38 protein-coding genes are annotated in these 26,068 nt (G+C 31.4%); 2 read left to right on the forward strand and 36 right to left on the reverse strand.

Annotated features, from left to right (window positions below):
* Positions 1-12: 12 nt before the first annotated feature.
* The 28 genes from ABD077_RS08095 to ABD077_RS08230 form a co-directional block, all read right to left on the reverse strand.
* On the reverse strand, positions 13-711 hold the full coding sequence (locus ABD077_RS08095; protein ID WP_343911816.1) for a DUF6304 family protein: 699 nt from the start codon (positions 709-711) through the stop codon (positions 13-15).
* A gap of 8 nt (positions 712-719) precedes the next feature.
* A complete protein-coding gene (locus ABD077_RS08100; RefSeq protein WP_343911817.1) occupies positions 720-1,280 on the reverse strand; it encodes a hypothetical protein in 561 nt (186 codons plus the stop codon).
* A 13-nt stretch (positions 1,281-1,293) separates the two neighbouring features.
* On the reverse strand, positions 1,294-1,581 hold the full coding sequence (locus tag ABD077_RS08105; RefSeq protein ID WP_343911818.1) for a hypothetical protein: 288 nt from the start codon (positions 1,579-1,581) through the stop codon (positions 1,294-1,296).
* Positions 1,582-1,587: 6 nt separating this feature from the next.
* A complete protein-coding gene (locus ABD077_RS08110) occupies positions 1,588-2,094 on the reverse strand; it encodes a DUF6678 family protein (RefSeq protein WP_343911819.1) in 507 nt (168 codons plus the stop codon).
* 11 nt (positions 2,095-2,105) lie between these two features.
* Entirely contained in the window at positions 2,106-2,765 is a 660-nt protein-coding gene (locus tag ABD077_RS08115) for a DUF2947 family protein (RefSeq protein ID WP_343911820.1), read from the reverse strand.
* A gap of 15 nt (positions 2,766-2,780) precedes the next feature.
* Entirely contained in the window at positions 2,781-3,050 is a 270-nt protein-coding gene (locus tag ABD077_RS08120; RefSeq protein WP_343911821.1) for a hypothetical protein, read from the reverse strand.
* Between the two features lie 33 nt (positions 3,051-3,083).
* Positions 3,084-3,386, reverse strand: a complete 303-nt coding sequence (locus tag ABD077_RS08125; protein ID WP_343911822.1) for a hypothetical protein — start codon at positions 3,384-3,386, stop codon at positions 3,084-3,086.
* 2 nt (positions 3,387-3,388) lie between these two features.
* Positions 3,389-3,700 carry a hypothetical protein gene (locus ABD077_RS08130; RefSeq protein WP_343911823.1) on the reverse strand — a complete coding sequence of 104 codons (312 nt, stop codon included), beginning with the start codon at positions 3,698-3,700 and terminating at the stop codon, positions 3,389-3,391.
* On the reverse strand, positions 3,697-3,927 hold the full coding sequence (locus tag ABD077_RS08135; protein ID WP_343911824.1) for a hypothetical protein: 231 nt from the start codon (positions 3,925-3,927) through the stop codon (positions 3,697-3,699). The genes ABD077_RS08130 and ABD077_RS08135 overlap by 4 nt, the downstream gene beginning before the upstream one ends.
* Positions 3,920-4,954, reverse strand: coding sequence for an RHS repeat domain-containing protein (locus ABD077_RS08140; protein ID WP_343911825.1), 1,035 nt, complete (start codon positions 4,952-4,954; stop codon positions 3,920-3,922). Before ABD077_RS08140 ends, ABD077_RS08135 begins: the two co-directional genes overlap by 8 nt.
* 7 nt (positions 4,955-4,961) lie before the next feature.
* Positions 4,962-5,342, reverse strand: coding sequence for a hypothetical protein (locus ABD077_RS08145; RefSeq protein WP_343911826.1), 381 nt, complete (start codon positions 5,340-5,342; stop codon positions 4,962-4,964).
* 67 nt (positions 5,343-5,409) lie between these two features.
* Positions 5,410-5,751, reverse strand: coding sequence for a hypothetical protein (locus tag ABD077_RS08150; RefSeq protein ID WP_343911827.1), 342 nt, complete (start codon positions 5,749-5,751; stop codon positions 5,410-5,412).
* A gap of 2 nt (positions 5,752-5,753) precedes the next feature.
* Positions 5,754-6,317 carry a hypothetical protein gene (locus ABD077_RS08155; protein ID WP_343911828.1) on the reverse strand — a complete coding sequence of 188 codons (564 nt, stop codon included), beginning with the start codon at positions 6,315-6,317 and terminating at the stop codon, positions 5,754-5,756.
* Between the two features lie 69 nt (positions 6,318-6,386).
* Positions 6,387-6,815 (reverse strand): leucine-rich repeat domain-containing protein, encoded by a 429-nt coding sequence (locus ABD077_RS08160; protein ID WP_343911829.1) that lies wholly within the window; start codon positions 6,813-6,815, stop codon positions 6,387-6,389.
* 19 nt (positions 6,816-6,834) lie between these two features.
* Positions 6,835-8,451, reverse strand: coding sequence for a hypothetical protein (locus tag ABD077_RS08165; protein WP_343911830.1), 1,617 nt, complete (start codon positions 8,449-8,451; stop codon positions 6,835-6,837).
* A gap of 32 nt (positions 8,452-8,483) precedes the next feature.
* Positions 8,484-9,068, reverse strand: coding sequence for a hypothetical protein (locus tag ABD077_RS08170; RefSeq protein WP_343911831.1), 585 nt, complete (start codon positions 9,066-9,068; stop codon positions 8,484-8,486).
* 25 nt (positions 9,069-9,093) lie between these two features.
* Complete coding sequence (locus ABD077_RS08175; RefSeq protein WP_343911832.1) at positions 9,094-9,354, reverse strand: hypothetical protein; 261 nt, start codon at positions 9,352-9,354, stop codon at positions 9,094-9,096.
* 23 nt (positions 9,355-9,377) lie between these two features.
* On the reverse strand, positions 9,378-10,445 hold the full coding sequence (locus ABD077_RS08180; RefSeq protein ID WP_343911833.1) for a hypothetical protein: 1,068 nt from the start codon (positions 10,443-10,445) through the stop codon (positions 9,378-9,380).
* Positions 10,442-11,722 (reverse strand): hypothetical protein, encoded by a 1,281-nt coding sequence (locus ABD077_RS08185; protein WP_343911834.1) that lies wholly within the window; start codon positions 11,720-11,722, stop codon positions 10,442-10,444. The genes ABD077_RS08180 and ABD077_RS08185 overlap by 4 nt, the downstream gene beginning before the upstream one ends.
* 6 nt (positions 11,723-11,728) lie before the next feature.
* The gene (locus ABD077_RS08190) at positions 11,729-12,112 is read right to left on the reverse strand and encodes a DUF6678 family protein (RefSeq protein ID WP_343911835.1); all 384 of its coding nucleotides are present in this window, start codon (positions 12,110-12,112) and stop codon (positions 11,729-11,731) included.
* Between the two features lie 34 nt (positions 12,113-12,146).
* On the reverse strand, positions 12,147-13,139 hold the full coding sequence (locus ABD077_RS08195) for an SH3 domain-containing protein (RefSeq protein ID WP_343911836.1): 993 nt from the start codon (positions 13,137-13,139) through the stop codon (positions 12,147-12,149).
* A gap of 1 nt (position 13,140) precedes the next feature.
* A complete protein-coding gene (locus ABD077_RS08200) occupies positions 13,141-13,572 on the reverse strand; it encodes a hypothetical protein (protein ID WP_343911837.1) in 432 nt (143 codons plus the stop codon).
* Between the two features lie 26 nt (positions 13,573-13,598).
* Positions 13,599-13,973, reverse strand: coding sequence for a hypothetical protein (locus ABD077_RS08205; RefSeq protein WP_343911838.1), 375 nt, complete (start codon positions 13,971-13,973; stop codon positions 13,599-13,601).
* Complete coding sequence (locus tag ABD077_RS08210) at positions 13,960-14,334, reverse strand: hypothetical protein (protein WP_343911839.1); 375 nt, start codon at positions 14,332-14,334, stop codon at positions 13,960-13,962. The genes ABD077_RS08205 and ABD077_RS08210 overlap by 14 nt, the downstream gene beginning before the upstream one ends.
* Complete coding sequence (locus tag ABD077_RS08215; protein ID WP_343911840.1) at positions 14,331-14,696, reverse strand: hypothetical protein; 366 nt, start codon at positions 14,694-14,696, stop codon at positions 14,331-14,333. Before ABD077_RS08215 ends, ABD077_RS08210 begins: the two co-directional genes overlap by 4 nt.
* 109 nt (positions 14,697-14,805) lie before the next feature.
* Complete coding sequence (locus tag ABD077_RS08220; protein WP_343911841.1) at positions 14,806-15,099, reverse strand: DUF7677 family protein; 294 nt, start codon at positions 15,097-15,099, stop codon at positions 14,806-14,808.
* Positions 15,096-16,415, reverse strand: coding sequence for a PA3715 family protein (locus ABD077_RS08225; protein WP_343911842.1), 1,320 nt, complete (start codon positions 16,413-16,415; stop codon positions 15,096-15,098). The genes ABD077_RS08220 and ABD077_RS08225 overlap by 4 nt, the downstream gene beginning before the upstream one ends.
* A gap of 61 nt (positions 16,416-16,476) precedes the next feature.
* A complete protein-coding gene (locus ABD077_RS08230) occupies positions 16,477-16,887 on the reverse strand; it encodes a hypothetical protein (protein WP_343911843.1) in 411 nt (136 codons plus the stop codon).
* A gap of 40 nt (positions 16,888-16,927) precedes the next feature.
* Between ABD077_RS08230 and ABD077_RS08235 the strand changes: the two genes are divergently transcribed.
* Complete coding sequence (locus ABD077_RS08235; protein WP_343911844.1) at positions 16,928-17,062, forward strand: hypothetical protein; 135 nt, start codon at positions 16,928-16,930, stop codon at positions 17,060-17,062.
* 15 nt (positions 17,063-17,077) lie between these two features.
* On the opposite strand, the gene ABD077_RS08240 is transcribed toward ABD077_RS08235, so the two are convergent.
* The 8 genes from ABD077_RS08240 to ABD077_RS08275 form a co-directional block, all read right to left on the reverse strand.
* Complete coding sequence (locus ABD077_RS08240; protein WP_343911845.1) at positions 17,078-17,440, reverse strand: hypothetical protein; 363 nt, start codon at positions 17,438-17,440, stop codon at positions 17,078-17,080.
* A gap of 11 nt (positions 17,441-17,451) precedes the next feature.
* A complete protein-coding gene (locus ABD077_RS08245; RefSeq protein WP_343911846.1) occupies positions 17,452-17,712 on the reverse strand; it encodes a hypothetical protein in 261 nt (86 codons plus the stop codon).
* Positions 17,702-18,043, reverse strand: coding sequence for a hypothetical protein (locus ABD077_RS08250; RefSeq protein WP_343911847.1), 342 nt, complete (start codon positions 18,041-18,043; stop codon positions 17,702-17,704). The genes ABD077_RS08245 and ABD077_RS08250 overlap by 11 nt, the downstream gene beginning before the upstream one ends.
* Before the next feature lie 72 nt (positions 18,044-18,115).
* On the reverse strand, positions 18,116-18,502 hold the full coding sequence (locus ABD077_RS08255; protein WP_343911848.1) for a hypothetical protein: 387 nt from the start codon (positions 18,500-18,502) through the stop codon (positions 18,116-18,118).
* A 12-nt stretch (positions 18,503-18,514) separates the two neighbouring features.
* On the reverse strand, positions 18,515-19,081 hold the full coding sequence (locus ABD077_RS08260) for a hypothetical protein (RefSeq protein ID WP_343911849.1): 567 nt from the start codon (positions 19,079-19,081) through the stop codon (positions 18,515-18,517).
* A gap of 130 nt (positions 19,082-19,211) precedes the next feature.
* Complete coding sequence (locus ABD077_RS08265) at positions 19,212-19,949, reverse strand: LytR/AlgR family response regulator transcription factor (RefSeq protein ID WP_343911850.1); 738 nt, start codon at positions 19,947-19,949, stop codon at positions 19,212-19,214.
* Positions 19,946-22,138 carry a tetratricopeptide repeat-containing sensor histidine kinase gene (locus tag ABD077_RS08270; RefSeq protein ID WP_343911851.1) on the reverse strand — a complete coding sequence of 731 codons (2,193 nt, stop codon included), beginning with the start codon at positions 22,136-22,138 and terminating at the stop codon, positions 19,946-19,948. The genes ABD077_RS08265 and ABD077_RS08270 overlap by 4 nt, the downstream gene beginning before the upstream one ends.
* 97 nt (positions 22,139-22,235) lie before the next feature.
* On the reverse strand, positions 22,236-23,267 hold the full coding sequence (locus ABD077_RS08275) for a LacI family DNA-binding transcriptional regulator (protein ID WP_343911852.1): 1,032 nt from the start codon (positions 23,265-23,267) through the stop codon (positions 22,236-22,238).
* Positions 23,268-23,398: 131 nt separating this feature from the next.
* On the opposite strand from ABD077_RS08275, the gene ABD077_RS08280 reads away from it, so the two are divergent.
* A complete protein-coding gene (locus tag ABD077_RS08280) occupies positions 23,399-26,062 on the forward strand; it encodes a TonB-dependent receptor (RefSeq protein ID WP_343911853.1) in 2,664 nt (887 codons plus the stop codon).
* The last annotated feature ends 6 nt before the right edge of the window (positions 26,063-26,068 follow it).

The following is a 26,068-nucleotide window of genomic DNA, read 5'->3' on the forward strand; positions in this document are numbered from 1 at the left end:
ATATGCTATTATTTAAATTGTTTTTCTCCAATTTTTATAAAACCAATCTTTGTCTGTTGGTAATTGATGTTCTGAACAATCAAAGGTTTCATGTACCGAAAATATGTCTCCTCTATCTACAGCTTCAGCGGTCCACATATGAAGTAAATCATGTTTATATCTCACTTGTTTTAACTCTTTCTTTAAATTTTTAAAGCAATATATATGACCAAACATTCCGTTACCATAAGGACTATAGTTACTGTGTTTACAACTTAAACAGGTATTTAAATACATATGTTCAGGTAATTGATTTTGTATGGCTATCATTGCATCTTCCATCCATTCTAATTTCTTTTCAACAGTAAATTCTCCAAAGGATGTAGTTAACGTCAAGCAAGTAAGTTCGCTATCTAAACCTTTAATAGTTGTAGTTTCACCAATTTCTACATGTACTATTAGTGGCGCTGTGAATTTATCTTTTTTGATCGAATCAAAAAGTAAAATAGGAATTGTTACTGCTAACGTAAAGTTGGTCAAATCTCCCGACCCATCCTGAAACATTTCATACTCAAATTTTGTGTCATCAATCTCTTCTGCTTCCAACATTTCAAAATCTTGTCCATCGAAATTAATCCCTCTTAGCGTAAAGTTCATATAACTCCCATCAGATTTTATGACAATTTCTTCCGTACCTCTTTTGTCTTGATATATTGTTTTATATTCCCTCATTGTATTTTTTATTTTTCTATTATAAAAGGAAACCCAATATCTGTAACCTTACTTTGTGTTCCTTTTGCTATTGGATTGATTTGAAACTCAAACGTAGCTTCCTCAATACCATCTTGTAATGTAAAACCTCCTAGAATAGTAATAGCATAGGTGCCATTTGCTATTTGTATTTTTTGTCTAACTCCTAATTGAGTAGCTTCTTTTAAACGATGTACACCACCATCTTCTGTCCAATTCTTTAAATAGGGTACTGTTACCATACAAATTTCATTATGAATAACTTCGAGGATGTATCCTGTTTTTTCTAATACTAACAAACTTGTATCTTCTGTAAATACAGAAGATTCATTATCGATGTTAAAAAAAATAGTATACGGTTGATTGATTATACCACCCATCGGAATCATAACTCCTTTTTGAACTGCTACTTCAGCACTTTCATTCGTAGTAAATTCGTTCATGAGATCGTCACCCAAATGATGCTCATTTTTAAAACGTATTAAATTGGTGGGATCTGTGAGAAAAAAATAATCCCAAGTATCATTTAAACATTCCGTAAATTTTATCATAGTGTATCTTTAATTAAAACTCAGGCGTTACTTTGCCATTTTTTTGAATTCCTTTTAATATCCAGAATATTCCTGATTTTAAAATATTAACGTTTGTAACCGTTATTTCTTTTTTAATTCTGCGTATTTCATCTACTTCTAATCTTAGATAAGATACTGTATAACGTCCTTCTTCTTCTTGTTCTTGAATAATGACTGATTCTTTGGCTTTAGGCATTTGTACCTCTATCATTGATTCATCTAATTTATGAATCGCAGCTTTCGGAAAATGTCCTTTTAACTCTGTAATCAATTGGTCCATAAATTATTATTTATATCCAAAAATGGTAAAAACATCTTTTTCTTGCTCAAAAGGGATATTCAATTTATGCAGCAATTGATGTATTTCTTCTGTCTCATCTAAAATTTTTGGTGATACCAAACGACCTTGGGGTATTTGATAGGTTCCTCTTATTTCTAACCATTCGATGGTAAAAAAAATAGGTAATCCTTCTTCCCAAAAACTAGACCAGTCACCTTGATATTTTGGAGGACTTGGAAAATCATTAAATGTAAATTTAGCCTTGTCCCACTGAATTAATTTTTCGTTATAAGCAGGTGGAAAAGGTAATGTTGATATACCTTCTTGCAGTTCTAACCATTTGGTGTCATTCATTACTGAAGATAGATTTTTACTAGCTACAATTCTTGCTACTTGTTCCTTTAGTTTTATAATATTGGTATCGTTTTCTGTGAGATATTTATACTTTTCAAATAATGTCAAATTTAGATTCTCAACTGATTTATAGAGATTATGTGTTTTTTCTTTTTTCATGTACTGCATTTTCATTTCTTGAAAGATTCTATTCTCTCACCAATACCTATACTACCACTAACACCAATTATTAATACCATGCTACTTTTAGGGTTTATTACAATATTCATTTCATCTTCGTACATAAATGGAATCCAGTATTTATATAAAGTTTCCCAACTTATCTCTGCTGCAGTATATCTTCCCCAAAAAAAGTAAATGATATCATGATCTTCCCAATCAAGTCTATCTTTTACATGTTTTTCAAAAGCTGAATACTCATTTTGGTTCCAACTAGTTCCCCAATTCCATTCTTGCGCAAAAGATTTTACATTTGTAATGTTCCAATCTTCATCAGATTTTACCATCATTAAATGACGATGTTTTTCGGAAACATATGTATTCCAAAGTTGTCTAGCATAGTTTTCAGATAGCGGTTTTATTTTATTTGGAATGGTATCATCTGTATTAAAGAACTGCTGTGAGCATTCTACAAAAAATTCTTTGATATAAAACCAATCATTGAAATTGATATACTTTTTGTTTTTTTCCAGTTCTATTAATTGAGCTTGCTTATCCTTCCACTTTTCTATCGCAGATTCCACAGTTCCATGAGCTATGAGTAATTGTTTTGCCTCGACTAAACCAATATGAAGCACATCTCGAATATGTTTTATCTTTTCTATACTCATACAACCTTTAATTGACTATTCTTGATAATCTAGTATTTCATAACTCACATTTTCAGATTCCATATATGTCTTTACATTTTCCAGGTTTTTCCAGACAAAACCTCCTTCATGCCTACAAATGTAAATTCCATCACTTTCAAAAGCTACACTAATATTAGGCATCTTTCCCTTGTTGCCAGGCTTTCTGAAATCCCAAAATAGTTTATTGTCAAATTCATATTTTTTATCAAATATGTGGTTCTGTTCTAATAGTTGTTGAACTTCAGAAATTTGTTTCTGATGCAACTTTGTTATTATTTTATATTCGAATCCCATGAATTAATCTCCTAAAGCTTTTAGTGTTATTCCTTTATCTGAAAAATGAGCAATCTTTCTTCTAAAGTCCTGAATGACTTTGGTTTTTTCTTTATCCATATTTGATTCAGTAGTAAGGTTAGTAGCTATCATCTGAATAATCTTCTTTAGATGCGTTACTTTTAATTGAGTATCTCCATAAGGATCTATAAAAATTCCTGTTTGCTGGGTAAACTCTATGAATATAGATTCCAAATGTGCATATTCAGTATCATTTATTCCAAATAGATATTCATTCGTATCTAATCTATGAAAATCTAGTGCCATATTTATCGAGTAAAGACATTTCGAATTCCATCAAAAATTTTCCAACAAGTATCTTTGTCCAGACCCTTTGGATGTTCCACTTTCCAATGCCCCATACTTGCTCTTAAGGTATTATACATACTGAATAATTGATATACCAATTCTTTTGAAATGGTTTTTTTATCCGAATAATAGTGTTCTATAGCTTGTAGGGCTTCTATGAATTTTTCAATTCGTTTTTCCTCGACATCAGCACTCATTCTGAATAAGGTGTCTAATCCGTTTTGCGAATTATATTCTTTATGGATTAATTTTTTAGCTTCTTCTGGTGTCATTTTTTGATCAATTTATATACTAGTATGCTCGTTATTAGTAACCCAATAATAGATAGCAACCCGTAAACTTCTTTTGCTTGCTCATGATATACGATACCTTCTTCTGAAAAGTAGGTGCCGTTTACATCGTATGGAAGTTTGGCTTGTTCGATATACATCCATATACAGAACCCTGTAATACTTCCTAGAATGAATGTGAATATGTAACCTATAGTTTTTTTATTCATATTTTACAGCTATCTTATTTTCTCCCCATCTTTTGTTTCGTTCAATAGAAATTAGCTTTCCCTTGCTGTCATACCGATAGCTTTCTAAGATTTTTTCATTCAATGTTTCTTGTATCAAATTACCATGATCATCATAAATAAAACCTAGATCTTGATCAGAGTAACTAGATCGATGATTAATTTCAATCTTTTTAATTCTATTATAGGTATCATAATCATAAGTTAGGTAGGTGTGTTTACGCTCTTTATCACTCCATTTTTTTACTTCACTTACTTTATGGATTTGATTATGTTCGTTGTATTCTAAAATGATTTTACTCCGCTTACTTTGTATGATTTCTGATAGTAATCCTTTGTCGTTGTACTGATATTCTAATACTTTGGTTTTATTATAGACTTGATTGGAATTGATCTTTTGTATAGAGCATCTTACCAACTTATGTTCATCATATTCATATGTAGAAATGCGATACACTTTTTTAGTGCCAAAATTTCGATTCTTTTTTTCAATCAACTGTCCGTTATTATTGTATGTATATAGCGTATCATCGGTTTCTATTAAGAACCCATGTTTGTTGTATTTATAGAGGTCTTTGTCTCCAAAATGATACTCATCTCCATCGGCAATATCATTAGGGCACACTTCTTTATATCCTGTTTTCAATCCTAATTCGTTGTAGTAAACGTTCAACGAACAAAGTACGATTCCGGCATCTACATATCTCTGCGTATATAGGTAAGTGGGGAAGGTCTCTGCTGAAATTTCAATTCTTCCAATAACCTCACCACTATAAATAATTTCTTCTACTTCTTTGGGCAATCCATAAGGTGTAGACTTTTTATTTTGTAGGCTAATGATTTTTCGTAGTTCTCCCTGATGATTGTAAAAGTAAATAGAGTCGTTTTGCTTTTTTATAGCAATGCTATCGTTTTCAAAACTTATGATATCATTTTGCGCTGCACTGTTTGTAATAGAGAACAACAGCACAAAAATCAAGCTTATTTTATATAATATATTTCTTGTCATAATGATATCAGGGTTTATACATCTGTACCGTTTTGAATTCTTTTTGATCATCAAGGATTAATTCTAGGCCCATAAAATCCCATATTCCCGTAGAATTTACTTTGTGATCCTTTGGAAACAAGACGTGATAATATTCTTTGCTAAAATCATTGTATCCGAGTTTATCATCGATCTTAAACTCCAGTTGTAGTTCTTTTTTTAATTGATCAACTGAAATAGTACCGCTTCTTCCCATAGCATTGATTACCTTTTGATAATTAGTAATGGTTAACTCTCTATCTTTAATTTTCTTTTTAAGAAAATTGGAATCCAAATAATTTACATAGACTATCCCCGTTAGTAGTATTGTTGAAATGACAAATAAGATTGTTAGTAATTTAAACTTCATTTTTTTCTTTTTTGCTAGTTAACCAATCTGTTATTTTTTGAAATTCTACGAAGGAAAGTTGCGTACCTTACACTTCTCTTATGGTTTCTCCAGCTTGCACTTTTTGATACTGAATAGCAAATCGATGATCTGTTGAATTATAATTTATATATACCATTGGCAAACGGCATCTTTCGTCATAATTTTTACCTAATGAAAGCCCTAAAGAATTATGCGATTGACTTGGGTAATACATATTCCAAAATTCTATGGTTTTAAACGTATATATTAGATCTAATAAGGGTTGAAATTTTTTATTTTCAACTTCAATCCATAGTGAACACCATTTTACCATGGTTTCCCATTGTACGAGTCGATCTTCGGACTTCATTCCGTTGATGATTTCCGTATAGCGTTCCCTGATATTCATAATTACTTTTGTTTTAGCTTTTTCCAGCGATATGGATTTTCTGTTACCAAGCTAAATGATGTCAAATGAAAATCATTGGTATCTAAGTCTTCTACATCATCTACATTATCAAAAGTTAATTCTATACCACTATTCAATCGCAATAGCACTCCCAGTTCATCTGTTTTCTTTTTAAAGTCAATATGGTGTCGGTTTAGTTCAGTCATCATATACATAAGGTTTAATTTATCGATATCTTCAAAAACCCATTTGTTAAGTTGTATTTGATGACTGCTTTCTAATTTACCTTCATACCAATGATCAGAAAATATGAGATATAATTCTTTATTTTTAAAATGTAGTTCGATACCTCCATAGGTCCAAATGTTTACTTTTTCCGTTAGGAAATCAGCATCATAATCATCTGGATCTGGAAAATTATGGATAATCCATTCTTTGGTTTGTCCTAATTGTAAACAATCGAATTTTCCAGTTTTAAAAAACTCTAACAGATCTATATCTATGGGTGTTGGTAATTGCATGTCACTTAAAACATCAGTATTATTCTTTTGTACTAAGGTACGCATAGCACGTATATAGATGAAATAGTCAATCAATATTCGTTGAGTATGAATTGATATCTGCGGATTGAAATCCTATTCTAATTTATGATGTCGATCTCCCCAAATGTAAAATGGTGATCTGGGAACTCCCATAAAAACAGCTATTTCTGGTTTCTCTAACTGATCTAAAAAGGCTTCGTCTTCAATATTATTACCAGATAGATTTACTTCTTTGATACTCGACAATTTGTTTAAAACATCAACCTTTTTAAGTTCATTGGCATGTAAATTAAGAAGCTCTAAATTTTGTAAATGTTTTAATCCTTCTATATTTTCCAAATAATTTCCGGATAGATCTAATACTCTCAATTTTTGTAATGATTTTAAACTTTTTAGATGATGTAAAGAGGAATCACTAAGGTCTAGCTGTTCTAAATTTGGAGTTCCATCAAATGCATCCTCTGATATAGTGTCACCATTACATTGAATACATAATATTTTTAGTTTCGGTAAATTTTTCAAATGTATTTTAGAAGTATTTTCAATTTTTAAATGTTCTAAATTCGGAAAAATGTGCTAATGAGTAAATTTCATAATCCGGTATTACTTCTAATTTCAATGTTTTTAAAGATGGAATAGAAGGTAAGGTATTTACATCAATACTTTCTCCTACTTCTAAATATTCTAGTTGCTGTAGGGTGCTCATATTGGAAATCTTACAATCTCCTAAAAGAGTTAAACTTGTTAGTTGTTTTAGAAACGCTGTATCAATAAATTTATAGCTATCACTTCCACTAAAACTTAGTTCTTTAATGTTTTGTAACGCTTTTAGCGAAAGAGTAATAGTTTCAGTCAGTTCAGGTTCAATACTCACCCAAACAAAGAGTTTGGATAGGCTTGATAAACTCAAAATGTTTTGCAAAGCTTGTAGAGATGTTACTTCCCAAAGCCTTAAGGATTCTAACGCGGTAAAGTCCTTAATAACTTCAATATTCTCAACATTATCTTCATCAATGTCTAATCTTTTTAATTGATGTTTTAAAGGGCTTAATTTTTTAAAATCTTGTAAACCCTTTTGATGTGGATCTATCGAAAATTCTAATTGCTCTAATGCGCTAAAATGTTTTAGTACTGAACTATCTGTAAATCCAGATTGCTCAAATCGCATGGTTTTTATTTGAGAAGCTATGGGAATGAAATCTTCCAAAAAAACAGAACTATAATGAAATACTAATTTATCGACATTTGAAAAGTAAATTAGAGCATCGTTCATATGACTCACATATTGAGAAAAACTGATGCTCTGAATATAAGGAGCTAAGGATAGGAGATTGTTTAGATCGAATGTTGCTTTTTTATTTACATGACTTTCTCCTACAGTGCATTCTTTAATATGAAATGCGGAAGATATATTCAAAGGAAGTTTTTTATCAATAATTCTGGTTTTAGAATCCATTTCCAACACTTCTAAATAAGGCAATTTTGTAAGACTTGTAATACTTCCTATTTGACAGTTATTTAGGTGGATTCCACTAACTCCTTCAGCTATTGGGATAAAAATATCAATATCCTCGAATTCCATTTTGGTAAGCGACAACCAGGTAAAGTTTCTGTCGGCTTGAGGTGTATAGATGACATCTTTTTCAGACGGTTTGATCTTTACATTGGTTAAGCGCAGATCATATAGTTTAGGAAATAAATTGACCTCATAGAAATTATGAAGTGTGCAATTGGATATAAATACATGATCTAATTGAAGCGCTAATGGAAAAAACATGCTTAAATGTGTCAATTCCATGTTTAGCAGGTTTACTTGTCGTAAACAACCTTCGAAATTTTCATGATGTGTAAGAGGGTATAATTTATCTAGATCATTGATGATAACGTTATCCAATGTAAGGTTGCACAACCCTCTAAAAGAATACATAGCCACTATATTATGAACCGTACAATTGATTAGTTTAATGGTATGTAAATGTTCTGATAATGGATGTAACACATTAATATTTTCAATAACTATGTCTTGTATGACCAGTTCGCGTAGGGTTTGATCTTTTTGCCAAACCCTATAGGTATGCATCTGATCTTCCTTTTTATAATCATATTTTTCTAGAGTAATCCCTAATTGTTCTTCTATATACTGTACTGGGTTGTTCATTTGTTATTTCGAATGTAATATTGGGTTCTCTTTTAGTATCCTAAGTCATCAGACACGAATTCAGCTTTTACATTGCTGCAAATTATGGTACCATGTAATCCTTCCATACTATCAATTTCAACTTCAATCCCATCTTGATGATTCCGAAAATCGAGTTGGAGTATGGTGTTGTTTTCTTTATAATCCGTTAGTTGGTTTTCTTTTATACCACATAATGTTAGTTTCATTTTCTTGTTTACATGAATGAGCTCAATTACTAAGATGATGTCGTTATTTTGTTCTTGAAATGCTATAATCTTATCATAATGACAAGCAGGAAACATTTTTGTGATTTTAATTACTTCTAAAGCTCCTTCAATAGAAGTTAAAGGAGAAAAAAGCAACTGAGCTTTTACATTACCAACTATTGATTTTTCATACTGTACACTCATATAGACTTCTAAGACATTCTTTTCTATAGATTTTAACGTAATGATAAAAGATTGATTTTGAGAATCTCTCGCCATCAATATATCAAAGTTGTTATACGTCAAAACCTTTTCAGATTCATACGTTAAGTGATATGCATCTTGTACTTTGAAACAATCTAAAACTTTTATGTTGCTTTCTTTTGTCAATTGCTTTTTATTTTAAAATAAAGCTTTATTCTTCCTCTTTAAATTCACTTAACATTAATTGGTATGCTGCTTCTATTCGTTCTTTTTCTTCTTCATTATAAGTGTCTAAACTCACGGTTAGTTCTCTAGCTTTATCTAAAGGAATATTTTGATTGGTTTGTACAAAAGCTACACATCCTAAAAAAGAAACTCCTTTGTTTTTCAATTCTGTAACTTTTTCAGAAAGAGATTTTACATCTTTATATCTGTATGCGGCGGCTTCTTTTTTTATGTCTTCTAAATTCATAAATTAATATGTATTGGTAATGGTTAATACAAAAGCATTCCTAAATCAGTCCAATTATCATCTTCCGAAACGGTATACTCGAAATCAAAAATTCGAGAAGTATCATTTTGCATTTGATGTAGTCTTTTGGTTGCTTTTTCTAAATTATCTACATAGATATCAGTTTTAAAGCCTTTGTATTTGGTTTCAAAACCTCTATCTGCTTTTTTTATAATTACTATATGCGCTACGCATACTTCACGAAGTTTTTCTTTAAAATATGCTTCGACATCATTAAAGCGCATTGTTCGTAAATCAACTTCTTCCGACTGAATGACAAAATGATATTTACAGATGCTTCTAAACTTGTAGAAAGCATAACTAATATCTGTCCAGCAAAGTCTGCTTACTTCTGGATTAGACAAGGTATACATAGCAATATCCTTCTCAGGATAAACGATAGTATGATTGTTTTTAATGGTATCCCAATTTACTTTTAAATTGTCGTTGAGAACTTTTGTGATTTTTCCAAAACCTATCCGATGCTTTCCTTCATAAAATATAAAACATACGTTTTTACACAACTTTCCTTTAAATATCTCTTTATTGACAATAGAAATTTTGGTCATCACCCCTTTTTCTCCGGGTTGAACGGTGTCCTGATTTACATAGATTTGCTGCCCAGTAGTTATATGATCTGGATATTCATTAAATTTTATATGAGGTCGATATCCCGATGTTACTGCGGTTTTTCTGCCACCTTCATTAGGATGGAAAAACTTCAATTCTGCAATGAAATCAGTAGTAGAAAAAACAGTCGTATCTTTTATTCTAAAAGAAATGTGCTTGAAATCAAAGATTTGAAAATCATGTATAACCCAATCTTTATCTTCAACTCTCCAATTATATGCATCTAGTTTCTCTGTGATTTCATCTAATACTTCTCCGACAACAAAATTATTGACCAGATCCTCAAATTGGGTTATGATACTGAGTAATTCAGTGTCAAAAGAATGAGAAAGTATGATTCCTTGTACTAGGTTATCCGTACGGCTTTCTACTTTAATTTCTGCCATCTGTTGTTTCGCTATGTCATGAATAATAAGTTTCATTTCTTGCAGAACGTTGATGCATATGATTTTAATTTTTCTTGCATATCTTCGTGTAAGATCTCTATGCTAAAGTTTTTTGTTCCTTCTAATTTAATCATGGTTTTATCTATCGATTCATCACAGGTATAGATATAGGTTTCATAATATTCATCAGACAATTGTTCGTTTACAAACATTTCTACTTTAAAGGTTACCTTACCACTATCTGGGTTGGATACTATTTGGTGTTCAGAATAGGTCATGGCACAACCAGAACCACAAGAAATAACAAAGGAATTGTTGGTTTTTTTAGAAGATATTAAAGTAATATTCTGGTCATTATAAGAAAACATATCGGTATACATATTTTCTTTTACACTTTCTCTTCGTGTATTGATGCCTGTAAATTGATAAGCTATCTTTATGATTTGCTCTGTTCTATCTGTAGTTATATAAATCTCATCAAAAGTTGTTTGTATGGTTGCGGTATTTGGGATTGTCGGGCAGCTTTGCAATTTTTTTAATGCTAAGGTATCTGTTGAAAACCATGTTCTCAAAAATCCAAGATGTTTCTTTGAACATTGATATCCTAGTTTTAACTGAGTTAATAATTTACAGTTAAGATTACTTCTGTCTTCATTTGCTTTTCCATCCCATTCGCATTCATTTCCGATGAAGGTTGTAATATATCCCAAAGCAGCTCTTTCGGGTTCGGTAATCCTCCCAAGATATTCATCGTTTAAAACAATGGTGTTGATGTCCGTTCCTAGCGCTTCATCATACAATGTTTCTCTCCATAAAACTTTTATTTTTTGATTGGTGAATTGTTCAGAGTTGATTTTCTTGAATGAGATCAAAAATGGTTTTGTGTACGTAATTTCCGGATCTCCCGCTTCTTCTAAGATTTTTAATTCCCATTGGATTTCTAATGTATCTCCTTTAGCTAGTTGAGAAATACCATCAATAGTGTAGGATATGTCTATCGTATCCTTATTCTTCTCTGCTAAAAAATACCAGTAATCATAGTTGTCATCAAAGCTTATAAAACGAATTGTATCAGTGTAGGTTTTACCTAATTCAAGATGTTCTTTGGGCCTCAGTTTGTTAGAAAGGAGTGTAAGCTTATCTTCTTTTTTTTCTGGTTGATCATTGGTCAAGCTATCACTTTTTGTTTGTTCTTTTGTTAGCTCTGGATTAGTGATGTTTTTTTCGGAAGTTTCGGAATTGTCTTTGCAGGCATTTAGACAAATACTCAAAGCAACGATAATAGGAAAAAGTATTTGTAATTTTATGTTCATGCTTCTTTATTTATATCCATAGATTTTTAATTCAGCTTTAGATGTTTCATATTCAAATAGCTTCCCTTCTTGAAGCTTTTGTTCTAATTCTTCAATATTTTGAAATTCAGTTTTTAATGAAATTAATATCCATTCAATCTCTCTCAATTCGAAAACACCCCAATATTCTTCTATATATTTTTCTTTAATCAAATTATTAGGGTTAGGTATGGAGAATGTTCTAATTTTAGCATCTAAAAGTAGTTTCACTTTGCACTCAAATTGAAAGTGTATACCCTTCAATATAGCGAATAAAGCTTTCCATTTTGTGGCATTCATAAAGCTTGCTTTTAGAGCAATTTCTCTTCCTAATCTTTGTTGGTGTTTTTCAGCTTTCAATCTTTTCGTCATTTAAAAACTTTTGATGTTTGGAGAGAACTCATTCTTATTTCAACTTTATTTGCCCTTTAAAACAGTTTGTTTCTCCATGAATTTCATCTGTACTGTAATATTTTGTTCTGTATATAAAGGAAGTTTCATTTATCCAATAAAACTCTTTAATAATACAATGATCATCAATCATATCAAATGCAGTGAGGTATTCAAATTCTCCTTTTACTTTTCTTTGAAAAAAGTAGGAGATACATTCTTGTCCACCAAAAATTCCATTTAAACGAATAGTTTTTTGAGGTGAATGCACAAAGTAATCAGGGTTTCCAATGGTTCCTTCTGTTTCGCCAGTTTTAATCGAAAACGTTCTATCACTTGTATGTCCTCCTTCTAATACTAATATATCATATGCTGGATAATATCCAGACCATCCTTTTGAAAAGCCAATTTCCTCAGAGAAGAATTCATTTAGTATAAGCTTTTGTCCGTTACTAATGGTGATACTTTTGATTTGATCCTCTCTTTTGTAGTCCTCATTCTCAAATTGTGTTACCCATTCTACTCGATTCTTTAATATCGTTTTAATCGAATCTAAATCACCAATCTTTTTGGATTTTTCAATTGGTTTTGAAGCCTTTTTAAACAATTCATCATATTCGGTTTTAGGTATTCTTGATGAGGTAATAATGGCATCGTTTTCATTTTTTTTTAGGTATCCATCAAAAACAAATCCTTCTTTTTCATAGGTATCACTTTCATTAGATATGATATACGGATAGTTATTGTACTTTATTTTAACCCATTTCCCAGTTATTTCTATTCCATTATCGATAATAGTCATTTCTCTATCAGTATCAGCTATTTTCTGAACTATAACTCCATAGGGAATCTTAGCCACTTTTTTTGCAGATAAATTATCTTCGGAACGTACATTTAAACCGTTTTTTGCAGTGACGAAAAAATCGTTTTGTGCATTCCCGCTCACATAAGTTAATATGCATATGGTTATCGTAAATACTCTTATAAACATCATTTTATCTAGTAACATATTATTCTTTGTAAAACGAATCGATCAAGTCGAACATTTCTTGTCTGGTTGGATCTTCAGGAAATTTTTTGTCTAAAATTTCATGGAAAAATATTTTGTAATCAATAACTAGTTGGTTAAAATCTTCTTTTGTTAACTGATCAAAATCTTCTGCACTATCAGGAAATGCTCGTGACAAAATTTGATCATAAATATCTTCTTCTGGCATATGTTTTTGCCAATCGTCTCCTGTATTTTCCCAAATACTAATCAATCCTAATAGACGTAATGGATCACCTCCTGCAAATTGCCTTGTACCTTTAATAGCCCAAAAATCAAAATTCTCTTCATTCGCATGTGGAAGCACAAATATTTTATAACCTTTGGATTTTACAATGCTTAGTGCCAAATTATATGTATTCATAGCATCTGCTATTTTGCAACCTTTTTCCATTGCTAGTTATTTAATCTCGTTTACTATTAACACTGTACTTCACCTGTTTTTAGATTAATCGTTCGTGCTTTTGCATAGGATACCTCCATGTTTTCAAGATCCCAAGTTACATCTACACTAAAAAGTAATACAGAACAATTTTCGTTGTCACTACTTTTTCCAATGATAGTACCTTTAGCATCTTTTAAGACAACAGTAACTTCAGAACTTGTGCCTCCATCACCGGGCATGGTAGATGAAAAAATATTCGGTTCTTTAGTAATAACTAATTGATACTTCCCATCAGGACTGTAATACGTTCTAACTTCTTTTAAAGCTCTATATTGGTTATAGATCAGCCAAGACGCAGTAAGCAACAAAAAGATCACTAAGAATGGAAGATTTTTCTTATTTGGTTTCATAATACTCGAAAGACTCTTTAAGGTTATGTTTTTTTATAATGTCCTTTTCCCAAGAAAGGTACTCCTCTTTAAAATCATTGAAATCACTCGGAATTCCTTTTAACCAATACATATGACCATGAAGACAATCCATAGCCCAATGGTATTCTAACTCATGTCCTAAAAGCTCTACTTCGGTGCGAGATTGAGGAGTTTTTTTTAAAAAAGAAGCATCTAATTTTTCCTGAGCTTTGGCATACGTAACTTTTCCATAGTGTACCATGATATGTTTAATCAGTTCGCAGAAAGAATAATGGTTAAAGATTACGATCTCTTCCTCATCTTCAAATCGTATGTTATCTTTTGGATGTTCCGGTTTCATAATGCTGTCGCTTCTTTAAAAATGTACGCTACTACTTTTCCGTTTTGGTGTGTAATGTTTCCTATGATATTTTCATCTTTTAGTTTTAATTGTAATAGGTTTGCATATGTGTTTTCTATTTCCTTTGCAATAAAATCCACATGTATAGTATCATTAGATGCTAGTCTCCAATTATAGGTTCCTATTTTGTGATTAGATTCTTTATTACAAGAGGATATTTCCATTTCGGATATATGTATTTGTGTTTCTTCGAATTGAAGTATTAAATAGATTTCACTTCCAGTGCAAGGGTTATCATCTGGAGTTTCCTCATAGATACCACCAACTTTTGCGATCAATTTTTTATGTAAGTGATTTTTCATTTTCTGGGAAAATCCAAAAGAAAAACATAGGCCTAATAACATAGTTAAAAGGAAGTTTTTATTTTTCGTAATGATATACAATAGATTCATTTTTCTTGTTGATATTGTTTTAATATAATTCGATTTCCCAATCCTCGTATGGAGGTGCTACTTTGAAATTTGGATCACAATAGGATCGAATATAGTCTACGGCCCTTTTTTCAGCATATTTTGCGTTCAGTACATTGCCTTCTGAATCTAATTCAATGACATTAGCAAATATGGCATATGCTTGTTCTATAGCGCTTGGTTCTTCTCCGTATAATTTAAGGTAATCAATATCTTTCAATTGATAATACGTACCGCTTGCCATAAAATAAGCAAAGGTTCGTAAGGCTCCGCTAAAGGATTCACTTAACTTCATTTTTTAATTTCTTTATAGATTTTTCCATCAAATTTTAGAACCACATCTTTCTGAGAAAGAATAGAATCATTTGGATTGCATTCCCCATTTTTATCTTCGGCAAAAATTCGTTGTGTATTCTTAGTTTTAATTACTAAGTCAAAAAGCTCATTAGTTTTAGCGTTGTCAACAACCAATGAATTATCGATTATACTGAATTCAGCATGGCATGCATTAAGATTGACTTCTCCGATACTTTCGTAAATGGTATAATTATCTAATATTTTTTGGATACCAAAATCATCTTTCATGAAAAGAGATAATGTGGAGGTATTATAAGGATTTGGTTGTGATTGTGTTCTGTGTTTTAGTAGAACACCAAAAGCACTTTTTGATTCGGATAATTTATAATGCGTCGTATCTATAGAAATACCATCAATAAATACAGCATCCGAAAACCAGCCATTTGTTTTTGAACTTTCAGAGAATTTTTTAATAACCTTACCATTTTTAGGGTTTACAATAACAATATGACTATTTAATCCATAGACTTCATCACCATCATCGTATCCTTCAGCAAGCTCAGATAACACCATAATAATCTCGTTAATACCAACGGAACTAATTTTCGTTCCTTCTAAATGTACTCTAGGTTTTTCTAATTCTAATTGTTGTACTACTTTTTCAAAAAGTTCAGATTCTTGTGATGTTGTATTAATTGAGTTTGTTACTACTGGTTTAATGTTCCCATTTTTAGTTATTTCAAAAACTTCGATGGTTTCTTTCTTTTCATCCATCCAATCTATATAGGTGATGGTGATGATGTTGTTTTCAATTTTTGACTTTCTTTGAAAAGCTCCTTCAGCAGTTTCATCATAAGCGATTACTTTAGCATCTATGATGTTTCCATCTGTATCATAATTAATAAGCTGCGATTCCATTTCATTTTCTCCCTTAAAAATGACAATCACTGCTGAATAAAATTCTTCTGAAAATTCTAGTTTATAAGAAGGAGTCGCTTTATAATTGTATCCTTCTTTATAAAAATTAGGATATATTTTATCGAGTTGTAAAGCCGCTACTTCTTCTTTAGTGTAAATCTTGAAATCATCCTTATAGCTGTCAAAGGTTGTCCTATCAACAATGGGTGTTTTTCTTATAGATAAATTTTTGATAGTGCTATGGAAAGTGGTATCTGTAAATGATTTTTGTATAGTTGTTATGGGAGCTTTTTCCAGGAGTGTGTCTTTAACTCCACTCTCGGTTTTTGTTTTTTCTTTTGGTTCATCCGTACAACCTAATATTAGAAATATGAATAGTATATAAATAGTTTTCATCGTACATGGTTGTTTATTGAATTGGTTTCTTTTGCTTTTATTAAAATTTTACTCTCAGTCCCTAGAAATTATGTTTTATCATATCAGTTTTCAATACATATCCATTCTCATAATAATCTAGCTTTCCACAAATGCTTGTATTCGTGTTTTTACAATCTGTCATTGTAAATATCGCAAGTTTGTATTGCGGATACATGGATAAGTCTTCAACAACCATACCTCCAAGATCTTCTTCATTATCTATGAAATATGCTGTTCCAGAGTCTCCAAAAGTTAGGGGATTCCAATTTTTATAGTATGTATAAAAACGCAAGGAATACTGAAAACTATCTTTAAAATCTGTTTTTTGGTGATATTCTATTAAATTTTGTCTCACAACCTTTTTAATAGCCTTGTGTAAACTATCTTTTTCTTCAACCGCGTGTTTCACCAAATATAAATCTGGATATACTTTAGATTGAATAAATTCCATGTTTACAAAAAACATTCTATGGATAACAAAACTTAGGCATATGAATACAACTATCGATGATATTATGATTGCTCTTAGTTTTTTGGCAAAACACCATTTGAATAATCGATACACTAAAAACAGAGATGTCATGATTAGTGCGATCACAAATAAAATTAGTATTATTTCCATCTGATGCTTCTTTGTTGTTTTAGCGCTTTTTCGCTTTATTCTGATCTAATACTAAGGTTTCGATTTTATCTACTATTTCTTGTCTGCTTTTACTTTCAAAAGAAAATTCTGGGATTAAATTTTCTGGTACTTTTTCGGTTATTTTCTTTTTAGCATTATATTTTTCGATTAGGTGATAAACTTCTAAAATATAGCAGCCATTAATATCACCTTTTGGATACCATATCAATTCTATGTTTTTATTAGTTTGTGTATTAGAAATCGATAATAAAGTTGAACTCGAAAACTCATACAAACAATTTTCTTCATTAATATCTTGCTCATAAAACAAATTCCAATGTACTTTCCATCCTGCTGGTATTCTTAGAGGTTGTAATTTCATATCACTATTTTTTATTCCCAAACGCGCATGGAAGATCCGCAATAACCAGTGGCTATATCCAAAACATCATCGGCTCCATCCTGGATAGATAGGTTGTCAGGATTTTCTGTTTTTATTTGGTTTAATAATGCTACAACTTTGTTTTGTGTTCCACCATTATCTTTATAATTCATCAAAATATCACGAACTTCTTTCGTAAAACAATTCCCTTGTTTAATGTGTTCCAAGAGTATTTTTTTAAGTTGTTCTGTATTCATTTTTTTAGATGACATCTATTACTTTTTCTAATAAAAAGTGGGTGCCTGCCACAATTGCTGCGATAAAAAAGAGCAATACCACTCGAACTAACATAGCGTTCTTATTATTTTGTAATTTCTTTTTTAGATAAAAAACATCGAATAGGATGAAAAAGAGTGCTATAACGATACCCACAGCAAGTCCCACATAAAATAATTCTAAGTTATAGAAGATGTATAGTATATATCCTATTCCTTCTTTTGTAATTTTAAAGGGGCCGACAAGAATTCTCATATAACAAATACCTAACATTATGGATATAATTGTCCAAAAAATGTATGCTATTATTTGTTTAAATATCTTCATTAATTTATGTATAGGTAATTTTTCAATTTTTTGTAAAAACGATTTAACAATTGCACATTATTATAAGTTAATTTAAGTTATTACTTTACATACAATTGTTTGCAGTTCTTCAAAAACCTTTTTCTGAGAAGGAGCAAGAATGATATCTTTTATTTTTCCAGTTAGTATTTCGATAATATCTCTTCTTACTTTCACACTTTTTCCAAAATATGCGTGCATCATTTTGTTTGGTATAATATAATTAATTTTAACTTCATTAGTGTTTGTTAAGTAGAGTTTAATGGCATGCATTGCACTTTTTTTGACTACAATGCATTGCGCCATTTGTCCATTTGAATCTCTCCGTACTTCCCAAGAGTCGTATTCTTTGGTGATACTAAGTGCAGATATCGTCTTTATAACTTCATACAAAGCATCTAAAGAGTTGTATTCATTTTTAGGTGTAATTATTTTTTCCATTTTGAGTTTATTTTAATAATCCATTTCGATTAGGTTTCCATTTAAATCATAGTTGAATCTAAAGTTGGTATCCCCATCTTTGGGTTTTAGATTCACGTGGTATTCTGTTTTAGAAGCATCTCCATTTTTAGGAAACTTTATAAAAGCTATGTTTAGCAAAGGGTTTTTAATGTCTTTTTCGTTTTGCAATTGGATACTGGATTTTTCAACCAATTCGCCTAGTTTTGGTAGATTGATTTTGTCATCTAATTGAAACATAAAGTCTGCTGCCTTACTTCCTTCTGGTACTTCTAAGGATATTTCAGAGTTTTGTTTCCAATTGGTTTGTAATAAATTCCAATGTCCCATTTTTAAGGATTCTGGTGCTTTAGTAACTGTAACACCTACAATATTTCCAACAGCTGTATTATGGGTGATAGATAGTTCGGTGAAGTAAGCATTGTCTCCAAATTTGTTTTTTAATTCTTTTTCTATGGCAGCAAAACCTTTTTTATCAGTAGTATATTCATCTCCAGATCCACAAGAGATGATTATTGTTAGTATAGAAATGATGATGGCTGCATTGTATATAACTTTCATAGTAGTGTTATTTTAGGTTAACACTGCTAAAAGTATAGTGTAGAGTTGCGTTAAAAAATAGAGAATCTATTTTCGCTGCTTTAGAATCTATAAGTGTGGATTCTTATAAAAAATCTGTAAATGTGAGATGTTAACTTTTATTCCAGCGTAAGAATAGCTCTAGGAACTGTTCTTTTTTTCGAGTGGATACTGGTATCTTTTTTCCGTTTTTCAGATAGATAACACCTGACTTATCGTATTTGTCGATAAAATTTAAATTAACAATGAATGATTGATGTGGTCTGGTAAAATGAGTCTGTAAAAGACGTTCCTCAAACTCTTTTAAAGTTTTAGAAACCACATATTTTTTGTTATTGTCGCAATAGAAAGTGGTATATCCTTTGTCTGATTCACAAAACAAAAGTTCTTCTAGATTTATAACTTGAAAGCTATCGTGTAACGAAAGTATGATTTTGGAGTACTCATTTTTTAAAGCATCTTTGGCAATTTTTAACTGTTCCTTTTGGGTGTTGATTGGCAGTTTAGTAACTTTCTTTAGTGCTATTTCCAATTCTTCGATGTCAACTGGTTTTAAAAGATAATCCACAGCACCAAATTTTAAGGCTTGTAATGCATGTTCTTCAAACGCAGTAATAAAAATAACTCTAAATGATAAGTTTTCGGTTTGTGTTAAGAAATCGAATCCAGTGCCATCTGTAAGATTAATATCTAGAAAAACCAGTTCTGGTTTACATGCATTGGCCACAACTACTGCATCTTTCACAGATCCGCATTCTCCAATGACTTCTACAGGTGTTTCGATAAGTCGTAATAGGTTTAATAAGCCTTTTCTGATAAATTCTTTATCTTCTACTATTAGTGCTTTCATAAGTCTATTACTGTTTTATAAGGTATAACTAAAGTAACTATAGTTCCTTGCTCATTATATTTTTTTCGATCTTCTATCACTACTGAACCTTGTTTTTTGAATTCTTTGGAGAGCATCTTCAATCGTTCAGAGGTTATGGCAGTGGATATTGAATTTTTATGTTGTTTTGTACTTGGTTCTTTTGCATCGATTCCTATCCCATTATCTATAATTTTGCAAATCAGATCTTCATTTTTATATAGTATTTCTACTTCAATGATTCTTTTTTTAGGTTGATTTTCAAAAGCGTGTTCGATCGCATTTTCCACAAATGGTTGGATTAACATTGGTGGAATTTGAAATTCAGAAGGGTCAATAGTTTCTTCGACATCTACACTATATTGGTATAAAAAATTTTGTAGATTTTGAAGTGCCAAATAGTTTTCTACAGCTTTTAATTCTTCTGAAAGGGAGACTGTTTTTTCTCTGGAATTTTCTAAGATGAGTCTCATTAGTTTTGAAAACTTAGATAGATAAGTAATTGATTTTTTTTCTTCTTTATCCAAAATCATCCCCTGTAAAACGGACAATGAATTAAAAATAAAATGAGGAGTCATTTGAGATCTTAATAATTTTTGCTCGATTAAGATATTTTGATTTTTAGCATTTACGTGTCTCAATTTCAAAATGAAGATAATACTTCCCAAAACGATGGATATTAATAGAATGATGATAACTGCTATAAAGGAATTTCGTTGCGATTTCTCTAAATCGTTAGTAGTGGTTTTTACAGTTTGTGTAAGTTTGAGTTCTCTTTTTTCAGCGGATTCTAATTCGTTTTTATATTTGTATTCATACTCTATTTCTGTCATCTTCTGAATGTTTTTCCTGTTGTAAAGACTATCATCGAGTACTTTTAGTTGTTGGTTGCTGATATATGCTTTTTCGTGCTCTTCTAATTCTTTGTTTATTTTGGAAAGTAATTCATAAGCATTTCTTTCATGAATTAAGAATTTATATTTTTTGGATAATTGAGCCCCTTTTTCAGCATTAGTTAAAGCTAACTTGTATTTTTTCATATAGTAATATGTCAGAGACATACCAATGTAAGATTCAGTTAAATCATATTGCTTTTGACTAATCTTAGTTATTTTCTGTGCTTCTTGAAAATTTACTAAAGCCTTTGGATAGTTTTTAATTCCTATATAAGCATGTCCTAACCCATTAAGACTAATTGCTAACTGTTCATTATTTTTAATCGTTCTGCTAAATTCAATAACCTCTGTGAAATAAGGGATTGAGTTCGCAAACTCTTTTTTATCAATAAAGATAGCGGCTATATTATTTTTAATAGCATAAATACTTCTGGTATCACTATTACTATTTTTTATTGCCAGTGCCTGATTGTAAAAATTTAATGCCTTATCATACAATTTCTGTTGCCTATAAATGTTACCAATGTTATTAAAAGACTTGAAAATGCTGCTGTAATCTTTATTTTTTTCGGCAATTTCTAAGGATTTGTTTTGGTATTCTAGGGCAAGAGGGTAATTTCCTTGATTTTGATATACAATAGCAATTGCATTTAAACAAGTGATAATACCATATTGATTCTTGGTATTGGTATATAGCTGTAATGCTTCTTGAAAATTGGTAAGCGCTTCTTCGTTTTTTCCAGTACTGGAAAAAATACTACCAATATTATAAAGATAATTCGCTAGATTTTTTTTCTCACCAAGTTTCTGATCTATTTCTAAAGCTTTTTCAAAATATTCTAAAGCCGGTTGAAGGTTTCCTCTGTAGTTATTTAAAACTCCCATTGCATTATAACAACCTGCTAATCCTCTTAAATCACCTATCGCCTGATATAGTTCTATAGCTTTTTCATAATTTCCAATAGCTATCTCGTAATTACTTCGTTCCATATAGGAGATTCCCTTCATATAAAAACTACGAGCTTTTCCTTTTGTGGATTGTATTTCGTTAGCTAGTTTTCCGGCTAATTCAGCATATTCTAAAGATTTAGTTGGGTTGTTTCGATAGTTGTAATAGGCTAGATTATTTAGTATTCTTACACGAATTGTATCTTTTTGAAGATGAATTTTTAATTCATTTTTCAGACTATCAATAACGTTTTGTTGCGCTTGTATACTTTTCGGAATAGATACAAGCAATAAAAACAAAAAGATAATCTTGTAATAAGAATACATAAATTGTAGATCTTAGTTTTTAAAAATCCTTGAAAATAAAAATACACATAATCTAAATAGTATAGTTGATTTGCGTCTATTCAAATAGAAATGACTTTTAGGATACACTAAAAGTTGATTCCCTAACGATCAATTCTGTTTTGATTTCGATAGTTTTTTTTACAATCACATCGTTATCATTTTCGTTTTCAATTTCCTGGATGAGATATTTCGTAGCCGTTTTTCCGATAGTATTCCCTGGTTGATTTACTGTGGTAAGATTGGGTTTGATTATGGTTGCGTTTCTAGAATTGCTGAAACCAATTACAGCAATATCTTCTGGAATTTTAATATTAAACTTATTTAGAGTTTGTATGACACCGATAGCAGCACTATCCGTTATGGCAAAAATTGCATCGGGCCTTTTTTTAATGCTCAATAAAATATTGGCCATTCTTTTTCCTTGTTGTAAAGAGATGTCATCAACACTAATGATTATTTTTTCATCCACTTCAATATGATGTTCTTTTAAGGCTCTTAAATACCCTGCATATCTTTTTTCTGAAGTATATGAGAATTCTCTTTCTTTAATGATTGCAATTCTTTTCTTGCCAATATTAATGAGATGCTCTACGGCATTAAAAGCAGCTTCTTCATCATTGATGGTTATCTGAGTACAAGGAATTTTATCAGAGACTTTATCGAATAAAATAAGTGGAAGTGTATCTATAATAGGTAAAATATTTTCTATGTTTCTAGTCATCTTAGTTAAAGAAGCTAATATACCATCTACGCCAAACTGTATCATGGTATGAAACATTTCATTTTGTTTATTGACATCATCGTTGGATTCTGATATAATAACACGGTATCCTTGTAATGAAGCTTGTTCTAGAATACCTCTAACGATTGTTGCAGTAAAATAATGAGTAATGTTAGGTACAATTACACCAATGATATTTGATTTATGTTTTCTAAATCCTTTAGCAAAAATGTTAGGGATGTAGTTTTTGGATTGTGCAAGCTGTTTCACTTTGATTTTAGTTTCTTCACTTATATCAGGATGGTCATTTAGCGCTCTAGAAACTGTAGAAATAGAGAGGTTTAAAGCCTGCGCTAACATTTTCATAGTGGTGATTTCTTTTTTCATAATGTGGAATTCATAGAATCAAAATGCAAACGTTTGCGAAAACGTTTGCATACAAAAATGATAATTTTTTAGTCTTTTTTATAAGATTATAGCAATAAATTTAAATCATATTTCACATAAACACATTTATAATGAAAAAAGCTATCACTTTATTACTGTGTACATTTAACACAATAGTAGTATTCTCGCAAACAGAGATTTCAGGAACTGTTACAGATAACGCAGGTGTGCCTCTTTTAGGAGCGAACATCACTATTTTAGATAGTAATTCAGGAGCAGTATCAGATTTTGATGGAAAATTCAGTTTTTCTACAAACCTTACCGGTTCTAAGAAAATACAGGTTTCTTTTTTGGGATTTAAAACCCATACAGAATCTATTGAACTTAATGGAACACCGATAACACTTCAAATTACTTTAGAGGAAGGTAATACCCTAGATGAAGTTGTACTTACTGCCTCTTCTACGTTTAGATCACAAAAGCAGGCACCTTTATCCATTAGCTCTAAAGGAATAGAAGAAATCACAAAGTTATCAGCCAATAGCCAAGCAGATATCTTAAGGGATGTTCCAGGGATTACCGCTGAAGGTGGAGGAGGAGAAACCGCGACGAACTTATTTGTTAGAGGACTTCCCTCTGGAGGCCAATATGTATTTAATCCATTGCAGTATGATGGAATGCCTTTAATCAGCACCTTTGGTCTGAATTCTTCTGCGCATGATGTGTATGCCAGACCAGATATTGGTTTCAAAGGAGTAGAGTTTGTGCGTGGTGGTGCTGCCGTATTATATGGTGCTGGATCGGTTGCTGGTATTATAAACTATACAAGTAAAACAGGTGATACTAATGATGAAACTTTAATTAATGTTGAATATGGAAATAGGGGAAGATTAAAAACAGACTTTTATACTGGAGGAAGATTAGGCGGAGAAGATGCTAACACTTATTACGCCTTTACAGGTTTTGTAAGAAAAGATAATGGTCCTATTGAAACAGGATTAGATACCAGAGGAGTGCAGTTTAGAGCGAATATCAAAAAGAAATTTGAAAATGGTTCTTTTACAGTACATGGACAATTTATCAATGATAGAGCGCAATTCTTTTTACCATTGCCGCTGCAAGGAGGATCTAGAGAGCGTATTAGAGGAAATGACGGAGATGAAGTAGAACAACTTTTATCAGGAGAACTAGCAAATACCTCTTTTCTAACACCAGGAGGCGTTTATCAAAGTCCTATCGATGATGGTGTTTTTACTCGTGGAGGATACCTTTTAGCAGATTTTAATTATAACCTAACCGATAATTTGAAGTTTAAAGCGAAAGCAAAGTATGCTAATTATCAGCACAATTTTGCTTTGTATGTAGGAGGTAATGGTAATTTTGGAAATCCAATCACATTAGATAATTATGTGGCCGAGATCGCTCCTGGAAATACAGCTTTTAATGCTACCTATCAAGGTGGATCCGGAGAGCAGATTAATGGAACCGATTTGGTGGTAGAAAATCTGCATGTAGATCGTTTAAGACCGATGACCGATTATTCTGGAGAAGCAAACCTAATACTGAAATCAGGAGATGGAAATCATACCTTTACATTAGGGACTTTTCTTGGAAGAACTGAAGCCGAAGATGTGAATTTTCAATACAGAGTTCTTTCTGAATTTAATAACAATCCGAGATTGGTAAATTTAAGTTATACGGATGCAGGAGGAGGTAATGTGATTTATTCTGATGGAGGCTTGTATAACAGAATAGGTATGACTGCCAATAACTTTCTAACACAAAGTAGAACTGCTTTTTATTTTACAGACGAAATGGTATTTGATAAATGGCGTTTTGATGTTGGACTTCGTATCGAAAATACAAAAGGTACTTTCAGAAGAGGAGGATTAGAAGAAACACAGGTATACGAGGATCCTGAGTTAACAGCAGATTTACAAAATGTAAGTTTTGCAGATGGAAGTTTTACAACTGGGGAGATTGATGATACGGCCTGGGCAATTTCTTTGGCAGGATTATATGAGTTGACAGAGTCTACTAATCTCTATGCGAATTTTTCTAGAGGGTTTTTCTTTCCACAGCAAAGAGGTTTTGCACCTACACCAGGTATTAGGGATACGAATTATGAAGCAGAAACAATTATCCAGGGAGAGTTAGGAGCTAAATTTGGAACAGGCGCTTTTTCCGGTTCGGTAGCGGGTTACTTTGTAAACCTAAGTGATCGTATCAGAATTGATCAAGCTATATCTGGTGGACAATTAGTAGACCAAGCTAGAAGTGAACAAACAACCAGAACTTTTGGATTAGAAGCTACAGGGCAATACCGATTGATAGATGACCTTACTATTAATGCGACACTTACCTATCAGAATCATGAGATTACTAAAAATGAAACAACAGACTTAGTAAATAATACTACATCTACTATTAATGAAGGAAATGAAATCGGTAGACAACCTAACTTTTTAGGAAGCTTGGGAGTCAATTATGACAATTCAAAGATTGATGCCAATTTTACTCTAAATCATACTGGAGCTAAATTTACAGATGACTCTAATAATGTAGAATTAGATGCTATTTCTATAGTAAGAATTGGAGGAGGGTATACGTTCGAAACACAAAATACGAACTCCATAAGAGTTGGACTTTCTGTATTTAATTTGTTCGATAGCGATGGACTGACCGAAGGTAATCCTAGAGCGGGAATTGCAGGACAATCGGCAGATGGAGAATTTTTCTTTGGAAGGCCAATTCTACCACGTAGATTTTTCCTAACCGCTACCTATAGTTTTTAAACCATT

The sequence above is a fragment of the Aquimarina litoralis genome (genome assembly GCF_039523995.1).
GTDB classification, from domain to species: Bacteria; Bacteroidota; Bacteroidia; order Flavobacteriales; family Flavobacteriaceae; genus Aquimarina; species Aquimarina litoralis.

What these genes read in the sequence shown, in the direction of transcription:
- ABD077_RS08140 (WP_343911825.1), bottom strand. Translation starts at nt 4,954, where the DNA reads ATGACAAGAAATATATTATATAAAATAAGCTTGATTTTTGTGCTGTTG.
- ABD077_RS08220 (WP_343911841.1), bottom strand. Translation starts at nt 15,099, where the DNA reads ATGAAGTTAAGTGAATCCTTTAGCGGAGCCTTACGAACCTTTGCTTAT.
- ABD077_RS08105 (WP_343911818.1), bottom strand. Translation starts at nt 1,581, where the DNA reads ATGGACCAATTGATTACAGAGTTAAAAGGACATTTTCCGAAAGCTGCG.
- ABD077_RS08175 (WP_343911832.1), bottom strand. Translation starts at nt 9,354, where the DNA reads ATGAATTTAGAAGACATAAAAAAAGAAGCCGCCGCATACAGATATAAA.
- ABD077_RS08260 (WP_343911849.1), bottom strand. Translation starts at nt 19,081, where the DNA reads ATGAAAGTTATATACAATGCAGCCATCATCATTTCTATACTAACAATA.
- ABD077_RS08230 (WP_343911843.1), bottom strand. Translation starts at nt 16,887, where the DNA reads ATGGAATTTATTCAATCTAAAGTATATCCAGATTTATATTTGGTGAAA.
- ABD077_RS08245 (WP_343911846.1), bottom strand. Translation starts at nt 17,712, where the DNA reads ATGTCATCTAAAAAAATGAATACAGAACAACTTAAAAAAATACTCTTG.
- ABD077_RS08155 (WP_343911828.1), bottom strand. Translation starts at nt 6,317, where the DNA reads ATGCGTACCTTAGTACAAAAGAATAATACTGATGTTTTAAGTGACATG.
- ABD077_RS08125 (WP_343911822.1), bottom strand. Translation starts at nt 3,386, where the DNA reads ATGGCACTAGATTTTCATAGATTAGATACGAATGAATATCTATTTGGA.
- ABD077_RS08195 (WP_343911836.1), bottom strand. Translation starts at nt 13,139, where the DNA reads ATGTTACTAGATAAAATGATGTTTATAAGAGTATTTACGATAACCATA.
- ABD077_RS08185 (WP_343911834.1), bottom strand. Translation starts at nt 11,722, where the DNA reads ATGAACATAAAATTACAAATACTTTTTCCTATTATCGTTGCTTTGAGT.
- ABD077_RS08095 (WP_343911816.1), bottom strand. Translation starts at nt 711, where the DNA reads ATGAGGGAATATAAAACAATATATCAAGACAAAAGAGGTACGGAAGAA.
- ABD077_RS08115 (WP_343911820.1), bottom strand. Translation starts at nt 2,765, where the DNA reads ATGAGTATAGAAAAGATAAAACATATTCGAGATGTGCTTCATATTGGT.
- ABD077_RS08110 (WP_343911819.1), bottom strand. Translation starts at nt 2,094, where the DNA reads ATGAAAAAAGAAAAAACACATAATCTCTATAAATCAGTTGAGAATCTA.
- ABD077_RS08135 (WP_343911824.1), bottom strand. Translation starts at nt 3,927, where the DNA reads ATGAATAAAAAAACTATAGGTTACATATTCACATTCATTCTAGGAAGT.
- ABD077_RS08145 (WP_343911826.1), bottom strand. Translation starts at nt 5,342, where the DNA reads ATGAAGTTTAAATTACTAACAATCTTATTTGTCATTTCAACAATACTA.
- ABD077_RS08210 (WP_343911839.1), bottom strand. Translation starts at nt 14,334, where the DNA reads ATGAAACCGGAACATCCAAAAGATAACATACGATTTGAAGATGAGGAA.
- ABD077_RS08225 (WP_343911842.1), bottom strand. Translation starts at nt 16,415, where the DNA reads ATGAAAACTATTTATATACTATTCATATTTCTAATATTAGGTTGTACG.
- ABD077_RS08240 (WP_343911845.1), bottom strand. Translation starts at nt 17,440, where the DNA reads ATGAAATTACAACCTCTAAGAATACCAGCAGGATGGAAAGTACATTGG.
- ABD077_RS08280 (WP_343911853.1), top strand. Translation starts at nt 23,399, where the DNA reads ATGAAAAAAGCTATCACTTTATTACTGTGTACATTTAACACAATAGTA.
- ABD077_RS08265 (WP_343911850.1), bottom strand. Translation starts at nt 19,949, where the DNA reads ATGAAAGCACTAATAGTAGAAGATAAAGAATTTATCAGAAAAGGCTTA.
- ABD077_RS08270 (WP_343911851.1), bottom strand. Translation starts at nt 22,138, where the DNA reads ATGTATTCTTATTACAAGATTATCTTTTTGTTTTTATTGCTTGTATCT.
- ABD077_RS08130 (WP_343911823.1), bottom strand. Translation starts at nt 3,700, where the DNA reads ATGACACCAGAAGAAGCTAAAAAATTAATCCATAAAGAATATAATTCG.
- ABD077_RS08200 (WP_343911837.1), bottom strand. Translation starts at nt 13,572, where the DNA reads ATGGAAAAAGGTTGCAAAATAGCAGATGCTATGAATACATATAATTTG.
- ABD077_RS08150 (WP_343911827.1), bottom strand. Translation starts at nt 5,751, where the DNA reads ATGAATATCAGGGAACGCTATACGGAAATCATCAACGGAATGAAGTCC.
- ABD077_RS08235 (WP_343911844.1), top strand. Translation starts at nt 16,928, where the DNA reads ATGAATACAACTATCGATGATATTATGATTGCTCTTAGTTTTTTGGCA.
- ABD077_RS08250 (WP_343911847.1), bottom strand. Translation starts at nt 18,043, where the DNA reads ATGAAGATATTTAAACAAATAATAGCATACATTTTTTGGACAATTATA.
- ABD077_RS08180 (WP_343911833.1), bottom strand. Translation starts at nt 10,445, where the DNA reads ATGAAACTTATTATTCATGACATAGCGAAACAACAGATGGCAGAAATT.
- ABD077_RS08190 (WP_343911835.1), bottom strand. Translation starts at nt 12,112, where the DNA reads ATGACGAAAAGATTGAAAGCTGAAAAACACCAACAAAGATTAGGAAGA.
- ABD077_RS08205 (WP_343911838.1), bottom strand. Translation starts at nt 13,973, where the DNA reads ATGAAACCAAATAAGAAAAATCTTCCATTCTTAGTGATCTTTTTGTTG.
- ABD077_RS08255 (WP_343911848.1), bottom strand. Translation starts at nt 18,502, where the DNA reads ATGGAAAAAATAATTACACCTAAAAATGAATACAACTCTTTAGATGCT.
- ABD077_RS08275 (WP_343911852.1), bottom strand. Translation starts at nt 23,267, where the DNA reads ATGAAAAAAGAAATCACCACTATGAAAATGTTAGCGCAGGCTTTAAAC.
- ABD077_RS08215 (WP_343911840.1), bottom strand. Translation starts at nt 14,696, where the DNA reads ATGAAAAATCACTTACATAAAAAATTGATCGCAAAAGTTGGTGGTATC.
- ABD077_RS08100 (WP_343911817.1), bottom strand. Translation starts at nt 1,280, where the DNA reads ATGATAAAATTTACGGAATGTTTAAATGATACTTGGGATTATTTTTTT.
- ABD077_RS08165 (WP_343911830.1), bottom strand. Translation starts at nt 8,451, where the DNA reads ATGAACAACCCAGTACAGTATATAGAAGAACAATTAGGGATTACTCTA.